Annotated in this window: 10 protein-coding genes; 4 read left to right on the top strand and 6 right to left on the bottom strand. The window is 33.0% G+C overall.

Annotated elements, in window-relative coordinates:
* Nucleotides 1-120: 120 nt before the first annotated feature.
* The 6 genes from ACK5ON_RS04740 to ACK5ON_RS04715 all read right to left on the bottom strand — a co-directional run bounded on the left by ACK5ON_RS04740 (nucleotide 121) and on the right by ACK5ON_RS04715 (nucleotide 5357).
* The gene (locus tag ACK5ON_RS04740) at nucleotides 121-885 is read right to left on the bottom strand and encodes a Bax inhibitor-1/YccA family protein (RefSeq protein WP_409820359.1); all 765 of its coding nucleotides are present in this window, start codon (nucleotides 883-885) and stop codon (nucleotides 121-123) included.
* 25 nt (nucleotides 886-910) lie between these two features.
* Complete coding sequence (gene pyk / locus ACK5ON_RS04735) at nucleotides 911-2341, bottom strand: pyruvate kinase (RefSeq protein WP_396173339.1); 1431 nt, start codon at nucleotides 2339-2341, stop codon at nucleotides 911-913.
* A 5-nt stretch (nucleotides 2342-2346) separates the two neighbouring features.
* Nucleotides 2347-2832, bottom strand: a complete 486-nt coding sequence (locus ACK5ON_RS04730; RefSeq protein ID WP_396173341.1) for an IPExxxVDY family protein — start codon at nucleotides 2830-2832, stop codon at nucleotides 2347-2349.
* 109 nt (nucleotides 2833-2941) lie between these two features.
* A complete protein-coding gene (gene rnc / locus ACK5ON_RS04725) occupies nucleotides 2942-3685 on the bottom strand; it encodes a ribonuclease III (protein WP_396173343.1) in 744 nt (247 codons plus the stop codon).
* A 6-nt stretch (nucleotides 3686-3691) separates the two neighbouring features.
* Complete coding sequence (fabF, locus tag ACK5ON_RS04720; protein WP_396173345.1) at nucleotides 3692-4945, bottom strand: beta-ketoacyl-ACP synthase II; 1254 nt, start codon at nucleotides 4943-4945, stop codon at nucleotides 3692-3694.
* Nucleotides 4946-5120: 175 nt separating this feature from the next.
* Entirely contained in the window at nucleotides 5121-5357 is a 237-nt protein-coding gene (locus ACK5ON_RS04715; protein ID WP_007137004.1) for an acyl carrier protein, read from the bottom strand.
* Between the two features lie 176 nt (nucleotides 5358-5533).
* Here ACK5ON_RS04715 and ACK5ON_RS04710 point away from each other — a divergent pair, with 176 nt between their 5' ends.
* The 4 genes from ACK5ON_RS04710 to ACK5ON_RS04695 form a co-directional block, all read left to right on the top strand.
* On the top strand, nucleotides 5534-6103 hold the full coding sequence (locus tag ACK5ON_RS04710; RefSeq protein WP_409820355.1) for a phosphoribosylglycinamide formyltransferase: 570 nt from the start codon (nucleotides 5534-5536) through the stop codon (nucleotides 6101-6103).
* Nucleotides 6104-6112: 9 nt separating this feature from the next.
* Nucleotides 6113-6592 carry a ribonuclease HI gene (rnhA, locus tag ACK5ON_RS04705; protein WP_409820353.1) on the top strand — a complete coding sequence of 160 codons (480 nt, stop codon included), beginning with the start codon at nucleotides 6113-6115 and terminating at the stop codon, nucleotides 6590-6592.
* Nucleotides 6593-6716: 124 nt separating this feature from the next.
* On the top strand, nucleotides 6717-7874 hold the full coding sequence (locus tag ACK5ON_RS04700; RefSeq protein ID WP_409820350.1) for an ATP-binding protein: 1158 nt from the start codon (nucleotides 6717-6719) through the stop codon (nucleotides 7872-7874).
* Nucleotides 7875-8055: 181 nt separating this feature from the next.
* The coding region (locus ACK5ON_RS04695; RefSeq protein ID WP_409820347.1) for a hypothetical protein at nucleotides 8056-9259 on the top strand (1204 nt) is incomplete at its 3' end.

Raw genomic sequence — 9259 nt, 5'->3', positions numbered from 1 at the left:
AATATCCTTTTTTTTGTTTTCGGGAGCGTTATTTGAGTTAAATAAAAGATTTTTTAAATCATTTAACAATAAAACATAAAAAAACCAGCCCGAAAGCTGGTTTTACTATTGAGAGTTACCTTAGTCTCTACTTGAAATCTTTGAAAGCAATCGCAAGAATTCGATATATAACCAAACTAAGGTTATCATCAATCCCATGGCACTATACCATTCCATGTATTTTGGCATTTTTTGTTGCACACCTTTTTCTATTTGGTCAAAATCTAAAAATAGGTTCAGCGCTGCAATCACAATTACAAAAACACTAATTCCAATACTCATCCATGAATTTCCTTGATCCACTCGTTGAAAACTGGTAAACATCGATAACAACCAAGAAATTAAATAATAAGTAGCGATGGCAAGGGTTGCTGCAATAACTACTGATCTGAATTTTTCGGTAACCTTTACAATTTCATATTTATAAAGTCCGAAACACACCATAAAGGTTACAAAAGTGCAACTCACGGCTTGTATCACAATTCCGGGATACATAACTTCAAAAATGGCCGAAATGCCACCAATAAATAATCCTTCAAAAATAGCATACCCTGGTGCTAAAAATGTAGAATATTGTGGTTTGAAAGTAGCAATTAGAACCAACACAAAGCCCACAATAGCGCCGCCAATAGCGATTATCATTGGGTTTTGTCCATTAAAAGTCATTATCCAAGTAATGGCTGCACTGGCAACTAATAAAATTAACATCAGGAAGCTTTTATTAATAGTTCCCGAAACACTCATCGTTTGATTGTAATCAATAACTTTTGCTTCATGTACCGTATCTTCAGCGCGTGAAGTGTTGGTGAAAGCTTTGTTTTTAAAAAACGGATTGTTTGAATTCATAGTATTAAAATTTAAAATTAAAAAATTATTCTATTTCAGATATTCTCAAGGTATTTACCATTCCTTTATCGGCTACTGGCATGGCTGCTAAATTGATTAACATATCGCCTTTTTTCACATAGCCATTGGCTTTTGCAATTTCGTTGATATCATCAACCGTATCATCTGTGCTAACAAATTTATCATAAAAAAAAGCATTTACACCCCAAAGTAAACTCAATTGGGTTAAAATATTCTTATTGGAAGTATACACTAAAATGTGTGCTTTTGGTCTCCATGCCGAAATTTGAAAAGCTGTATATCCACTGTTTGTTAGTGTAGAAATGGCTTTGGCTTTAATATCATTTGCCATAGTGGCTGCGTGGTAACAAATAGATTTTGTAATGTAACGCTTTGTTCTAACGTGAGGTGGATTTTGTGGCACATTAATTAACGGAGAGTCTTCCACTGCTTCAATAATTTGGGTCATTTTCTCAATCACTTCCACTGGATAGTTTCCAACCGAAGTTTCTCCCGAAAGCATAACCGCATCAGCGCCATCCATCACAGAATTGGCTACGTCATTCACCTCAGCACGAGTTGGTGTTAAACTGGTAATCATGGTTTCCATCATTTGTGTGGCCACAATTACAGGAATTCGAGCTGTTTTGGCTCTGTGAATTAATTTCTTTTGAATTAATGGTACTTCATGTGCCGGAATTTCAACCCCAAGATCACCACGAGCTACCATTAAACCATCACAAAACGCCACAATTTTATCAATATTTTCTACCGCTTCTGGTTTTTCAATTTTAGCCACAATTGGAATTTTATATTCAGAATGTTTTGCAATCAAGTCTTGTAACTCTTCTAAATCGGCTGGTGTTCTAACAAATGAAAGTGCAATCCAATCTACTTTTTGTTCAATTGCAAATAATGCGTCTTTAATATCTTTTTTGGTCAACGCTGGAAGTGAGACTTTGGTATTTGGAAGATTTACTCCTTTTTTTGATTTTAATGGTCCGCCTTGAATTACTTTACACAACACTTCTGTAGTCCTATTTGTTTCCAGCGCTTCAAACATCAATTTTCCGTCGTCAAGAAGAATTTTTTCTCCAGGATTTACATCTCTTGGAAACTCTTTGTAATTCATATAAACGCGCTCTTTTGTTCCAGGAACATCTTCGGCAGTTTGAAAAGTTATCAAATCTCCGGGATTTACCACTACATCTTCTTTCATCACTCCAACGCGTAATTTTGGCCCTTGTAAATCCCCTAAAATGGCTGTAGTATATCCAAACTCATTATTTAACTCTCTGATGATATCAATTCGTTCTTTTACATCGGCATAATCAGCGTGTGAAAAATTAATACGAAACACATTTACCCCTGCATCTATCATCTTTTTGATAACCTCTTTAGAGCTGCAAGCAGGACCAAGTGTGGCTACAATTTTAGTTTTTTTCCTTGTTGGCATTATATTTAAAAAATTAAATTATTTTTTGATTTTATTGTTTGTATTTCTACGTTATAAACGATACTTACTCTTTCAATTTTATTAATAAGGTTTGTTATGGTTGTAATATCTACATCATGCTCATTTTCTATTTTCAAAAAATAATCGACTTTTTTAAATTCGGGCAGCAAATAAATTTTTGAGGAAAATTTACTATTACTGTTGGCAAATAAATCTAGACTGTTACTTTGTGATAGGTTTGTAATACTACTTTTATTTTGTACTAAATTCCATAAAACATTCTTCTTTTCATCTTCATATTCAAATCGTGACAATTGGGTTTCTCCTTCTTTGCTCCAAATTTGAATATTGCTATGACTCTTTTTTAAATTTATAGGCAGATTTTGATTAATGAAATACGCTAGTCGATAATCTTCCAAGGAAGTATGAATGGCTACCAATTGATAAATAGCTTTTCCAATATCATCCAAACTCATTTTATGAACAATCATTCCACTCAAATATAAGTTGTAAATATAGTATATCTGTTCTTTACAATTACTAAACCGATAGCGAGTTAACGTTATTTTGTGAACGAAAACGTTATAGTTTTAGGAATATTTATTGTTTACTGTTAATTTTATCTTGAAACACAAAATAGGCACGTTTTGATGCTATTTCCTCCGCTTTCTTTTTTGAAGTGGCTCTGGCTTTGGCAATTACTTTATTGTCTATACTCAATTTTACGCCAAAATATTTTTGTCCATCAATGCCATTGTCATCAAAAACATCATAGTTAAAAGATTTTTTCTCTTTTTGGCACCACTCAATCAGCAAACTTTTATAACTGATAACTTTTCCTTCTAATTTTGCAATATCAACATAGGGAATAATGACACTTTTTTGAATAAATTTTTGACAGTATTCATATCCTTTGTCTAGAAAAATAGCGCCAACTAATGCTTCAAAAATGTTCCCATGAATATTTTCTCCAAAATGACTCATAGGCACTTTGCTCTCAACAAATCGGATGAGATTTAAATCTCTTCCCAATTCGTTTAAATGCTCGCGACTCACTATTTTAGACCGCATTTTAGTCAAATAACCTTCATCACCTGCTGGTACTTCGTTATATAAATAAGCAGCAATTACTGAGCTCAACATTGCATCACCTAGAAATTCCAATCGTTCATAATTCATAGGATTTCCTTTCAAATCCATTCTATTGGTGGAGCGATGCGTAAATGCTTTTTGGTAATAAATTATAGCTCCAGGTTTAAATCCGATAACTTTTTCAATTTCGTCAAAAAAAATCCCGTCCTCAGTTGAACGGGAATTTTTAAATATATTTTTTAAAATTTTCATCTAATTTTATGATTCTAATTTTTTGAATAAAACACAAGCATTGTGACCTCCAAATCCGAAAGTATTACTCATAGCCACTTTAACTTCTCTTTTTTGAGCTTTATTTAAGGTCAAATTTAAGCTTGGATCTATATTTTCATCTACAACAGTATGGTTAATTGTTGGAGGAACAATGCCAAATTTCATAGCTAAAATTGAAGCAATAGCTTCAATCGCACCTGCAGCACCTAATAAATGTCCTGTCATCGATTTAGTTGAATTGATATTGATGTTTTTTGCATGAGCTCCAAAAACGGCACTAATCGCTTTCAACTCAGCAACGTCACCAAGTGGTGTTGATGTTCCGTGAGTGTTAATATGGTCAACTTGCTCTGGTTTCATTCCAGCATCACGCAACGTGTTTTCCATAACAGCAATCACACCTATTCCTTCTGGATGTGGTGCTGTTAAGTGATAAGCATCAGATGACATTCCGCCGCCGCCAATTTCACAATATATTTTTGCACCACGAGCTTTGGCATGTTCATATTCTTCTAAAACCAAAGCGCCTGCGCCTTCACCCAGAACAAATCCATCGCGAGTAGCATCAAATGGTCTTGAAGCAGTTTCGGGACTTTCATTTCTAGTTGATAATGCTTGCATGGAGTTAAAACCTCCCATTCCTGCAATAGTTACAGCAGCTTCAGAGCCACCAGAAATAATAACATCACACATTCCTAAACGAATGTAATTGAAGGCATCAATCAAAGCATTGGCAGAAGAGGCACAAGCAGAAACGGTAGTATAATTTGGTCCCATGAAACCATTTCGCATTGAAATGTGAGCTGGGGCAATATCGGCAATCATTTTTGGAATAAAAAAAGGATTGAATCTTGGTGTTCCATCTCCTTCTGCATAACTGATAACCTCATCTTGAAAAGTTTCTAACCCGCCAATTCCTGCACCCCAAATTACACCCACTCTATGCTTGTTAACGTTATTAGCTGTAATTCCGGCATCGGCAATAGCTTCTTCACTAGCAGCAACTGCATATTGAGCGAATTTATCCATTCTTCGAGCTTCTTTGCGATCCATAAAATTTTCAATGTTGAAGTTTTTTACTTCGCAAGCAAACTTGGTTTTATGCTTTTCGGTATCGTAATAGGTTATTGGAGCAGCGCCACTTTTGCCGCTTACAAGAGCATCCCAATATTCCTGAATATTGTTTCCAATAGGAGTAAGTGCTCCCAAACCTGTTACTACAACTCGCTTTAATGTCATAACGTTATTTTTCAACTGTATTTAAACAAATAATACCCGAGTATTCTTCAAATTAAATCATCAAAGACACAGGGGTATTTCAATATTTTTGAGATTGAATATCAATCTGTTTTTCTTTCATTAAAAATAATAAAAACCCGTGAAAAATTGAAATCCTTCACGGGTAATTTAATTATTATTTTTTAGCTTCCTCGATGTAAGAAATAGCTTGACCTACAGTAGCAATATTTTCTGCTTGGTCGTCTGGAATTTGAATATCAAATTCTTTTTCAAACTCCATGATCAACTCAACTGTGTCTAGTGAATCAGCGCCTAAATCATTTGTGAAGCTTGCTTCTGTTACCACTTCGTTTTCGTCAACGCCTAATTTGTCTACGATAATCGCTTTTACTCTTGATGCAATGTCTGACATAATTTCTAATTTTTAATTTTAAATTGTTGGCAAAAATAAAAAACTTTATTTTAAAACAACATTTTTGTTACTAAATGTGACAACGAAAATAAAAAAATTATTTCAAAATCTTACATATTCATGGCTTTAATTCAATTTATTATTCTTTTTTTTGTGCAATCTAATCTTATTTTCAAATGAAAAGGATTTTATTTTTTGCTTCTGGGAATGGCTCAAATGTAGATAATATCGTTAACTACTTCAAAAACAACGATTCTATTTCCATAGTTGGCATATTTTCAAACAATCCAAACGCAAAAGTTTTAGAAAAAGCAAAATCCTTTGACATATTTTCATTCGTTTTTAATAAAGAGGAACTTGCAAAAGATGTTGTTTTGAATAAAGTCAACGCTTTATGTCCGGATTTAATCGTTTTAGCTGGATTTTTATGGAAATTGCCCGAAACTATTGTGGCTAAGTATCCAAACAAAATTATCAATATTCATCCGGCATTGTTGCCAAAATATGGCGGACAAGGCATGTATGGGTCGAAGGTTCATCAAGCGGTTTTTGAAAATCACGAAAAGGAAACAGGAATTACCATCCACTACGTCACCAAAAATTATGATGAAGGGGAATTCATTTTTCAAAAATCTGTAACTATTGAAAATTGCAAAACAGCAGGAGAAATAGCAAACAAAGTTCAAACATTAGAACATGAATATTTCCCTCAAATAATAGAAAGACTTCTAACTTCCAACATCTGACTTCCAACTTTGATACACCAAGTCCACATCTATACCGACGGCGCAGCCAAAGGAAATCCTGGAAACGGTGGTTACGGCGTTGTAATGGAATTGGTCGGAACAAACTATAAAAAAGAATTCTACGAAGGTTTCCGCCATACAACCAACAATCGAATGGAATTATTAGCGGTAATTGTGGGTTTGGAAAAAATAACAAAACCCAATATGAAAGTTTTGGTTGTTTCCGATTCAAAATATGTAGTAGATGCTGTAGAGAAAAAATGGGTTTTTGGTTGGGAGAAAAAAGGGTTTAAAGACAAGAAGAATCCAGATTTATGGATGCGTTTCCTCAAAATTTACCACCAACATCAAGTCGATTTCAAATGGATAAAAGGGCATAACAACCATCCTCAAAACGAACGTTGTGATGAATTGGCGGTTTATGCTTCGGGTTTGCCTAATTTATCTGTAGATGCTTATTATGAAAAGGAAGAAGGGAAATTGTTTTAAATTAACCGTGTAATTTCAAAGTTAACTATAGTGCATTTTCAAAGTTGACTATAGTGCAATTTCAAAGTTAAATATAGTGTAATTTCAAAATTAGTTATATATTTGCAATTCTAAAACCTTCAATATGAGTGCAAATAGAAGAATTAAAATGGAAATGGATATTTTTAAAAATAAATATCCAATTTTGGCTTTAACCGGACCACGACAATCAGGTAAAACTACTTTTTTAAAAACACAATTTTCTGAATATGAATATGTGAATTTAGAGAATTTAGATATAAGAAAATTTGCAACAGATGATCCGAACGGTTTTTTAGCTCAATATGATAAATACGTAATTTTTGATGAAGCACAGCGAGTTCCTCAATTGTTTTCTTATTTACAAACTAAAGTAGATAAAGATAAGATTATGGGACAATTTATTTTATCTGGTTCACAAAATTTTCATTTGATGGAAAACATTACCCAAAGTTTAGCCGGAAGAGTAGCTTTGTTTAAATTGTTGCCATTTGATATTTCAGAAATGCAGGATGCCAATTGGTTAAATGAGGATTACGCCATAAATCTTCAAAAAGGATTTTATCCTGCAATTTACGACAGAAACATCCCATCAAAAGCTTTTTATTCCAATTATGTTCAGACTTATGTCGAACGAGATTTATCGGAATTAATTCATGTAAAAGACTTAAAACAATTTCGAAATTTCATTTCATTATGTGCAGCAAGAGCAGGACAATTGCTTAATCTCAATTCGTTGGCTATTGATTGTGGCATTTCGCAACCTACTGCAAAATCATGGATTTCTGTTTTAGAAAGCAGTTATATTGTATACCAATTGCAACCTTATTTTTCAAATTTCAATAAACGCGTTACTAAAAGTTCAAAGTTGTATTTTTACGATACAGGACTTCTTTGCTTTTTGCTAAAATTAAACGATGCCGAAAGCGTAAAATTGAGCGCGTTAAAAGGAAGTTTGTTTGAAAATTTTGTAATCAATGAATACATCAAAAAAAATTATCACAATAATTTGCTTTTAGATTTATGGTTTTGGCGCGATGCGGTAGGACATGAAGTAGATTTAATCTGGCAAAATTCAGAAGTAATCAATCTAGTCGAAATCAAAGCATCCGAAACTATTATGCCCGATATGTTTAAAGGATTAACTTATTTTGAAAAACTAAAACCCGATTTAATTCAAAGCAAGGCAATAGTTCACACAGGATTGTTTAACCAGCAACGAACTTTAGGTAAAGTAATGAGTTGGAAGGAAATTGTCTTGTAATTTGTATTTACAAAACGAACGGTGTGATGCATTGGCGGTTTATGAGTCGGGTTTACCCAATTTATCTGTGGTTGAATTTTATGAAAAGGAAGAATAGGAGTTGTTGTAATTTTTCTTGAATACAATTTTCTTATTTTTATCCGTTATTTAAAAAAACACCTCATAAATCTTTACTCATAAAATGGATAAAATAACATTCTCTTTGTTCTTGTTGTTTACAACACAGTTCTTTTTTGCACAACAGAAACCAAAAGAAGTCCAATTCTTTACCCAAAAAGACTTCAATGCTTATAAATTTGAAGAAAATAAATATGATTTAAGAACAAAAAATAGTTTTCTATATCTTAGAACAGAAAACGACACGTCTTCCTATTATCTCGACCCTTCAGACTATAAAGGAATAATAAATTATGGAGTTGATTTTGCTTCTAGAGATAAAAGGACTTTTAATTTCTTTGAATATTATTTTGTTTATTACACTAATGTGCAAATTGAAAAATGCACCTTTTCAATATCCGATAGTATTGCTGAAATTGAAGGACAAATTACTGGCGGATGGAATTCTATGGACTTCAAAGGAAAACCTCCTGTTGATGCTGTAGAAATTTCAGTTGGAAAATTAAAGAAAAGCGCAGCAGTTATAAGCTTTGATAACTTTAATATGGTTGATTTTAAAGTTACTTATCAAGGTGTAGAAAAAAAAGACAGTTTTATTTTAGACACGCTCAATACGTTGGAGTTTCAAAAAATAGATTTCAGGAAAAACTTTCCTACATCAACGCCGTTTAAAGTCCGTTTCAAAGTCGATAAAAATTCGATTTTAAGTATTGGCAAATTGTCCTGTTATACTCATTTTTACAATATTGGCGAGATGTTTTTTGCACAACAAAGGAGAAAAGGAATAATCTCACCAAAAAAAGACAAAAATGCGCCACGATTTGTTAAAATTATTGAAAATAATGTTCAAGTCAATGATACTAAAAACCAAATCAAAAAAGAAGTTCCACTCTATTATCAACTTACTGAAAAAGCCGAAACTTTTATTTTGACAAGACAATATGCCAAAGCAAAAGAAACTTACATGCTTTTAGCAAAAGAATATCCAACGCTGTTTGCGCGAGATATTCATAATGCGATTCGGGTAGCAGTTTTGTCGAGAGATATGAAAAACGCTTTTATTTGGGGCGAAGAACTTGCGAAAAAAGGAATTGAATTACCTTATTTCAATTCAAAAATATTTAATGGTCTGAAAAAAAATCTTGAGTGGAAAAGTTTTAGTAAAAAATATGATTCTATTTGCAAATTGTCTCAAACTAAATGGAACTCCAACCTAAAAAAACAAGTCAACGATTTACTCAACGAAGACCAAGCAGATTATGGAATGG

This window comes from Flavobacterium sp. (assembly GCF_046317795.1).
In the GTDB taxonomy this organism is placed as follows: domain Bacteria; phylum Bacteroidota; class Bacteroidia; order Flavobacteriales; family Flavobacteriaceae; genus Flavobacterium.
This window is presented reverse-complemented; position numbering and strand designations above follow the sequence as displayed.

Bases quoted from the DNA above. Each gene is read 5' to 3' on its own strand.
- ACK5ON_RS04740 (WP_409820359.1), bottom strand. From the start codon at position 885: ATGAATTCAAACAATCCGTTTTTTAAAAACAAAGCTTTCACCAACACT.
- pyk (WP_396173339.1), bottom strand. From the start codon at position 2,341: ATGCCAACAAGGAAAAAAACTAAAATTGTAGCCACACTTGGTCCTGCT.
- ACK5ON_RS04730 (WP_396173341.1), bottom strand. From the start codon at position 2,832: ATGATTGTTCATAAAATGAGTTTGGATGATATTGGAAAAGCTATTTAT.
- rnc (WP_396173343.1), bottom strand. From the start codon at position 3,685: ATGAAAATTTTAAAAAATATATTTAAAAATTCCCGTTCAACTGAGGAC.
- fabF (WP_396173345.1), bottom strand. From the start codon at position 4,945: ATGACATTAAAGCGAGTTGTAGTAACAGGTTTGGGAGCACTTACTCCT.
- ACK5ON_RS04715 (WP_007137004.1), bottom strand. From the start codon at position 5,357: ATGTCAGACATTGCATCAAGAGTAAAAGCGATTATCGTAGACAAATTA.
- ACK5ON_RS04710 (WP_409820355.1), top strand. From the start codon at position 5,534: ATGAAAAGGATTTTATTTTTTGCTTCTGGGAATGGCTCAAATGTAGAT.
- ACK5ON_RS04700 (WP_409820350.1), top strand. From the start codon at position 6,717: ATGAGTGCAAATAGAAGAATTAAAATGGAAATGGATATTTTTAAAAAT.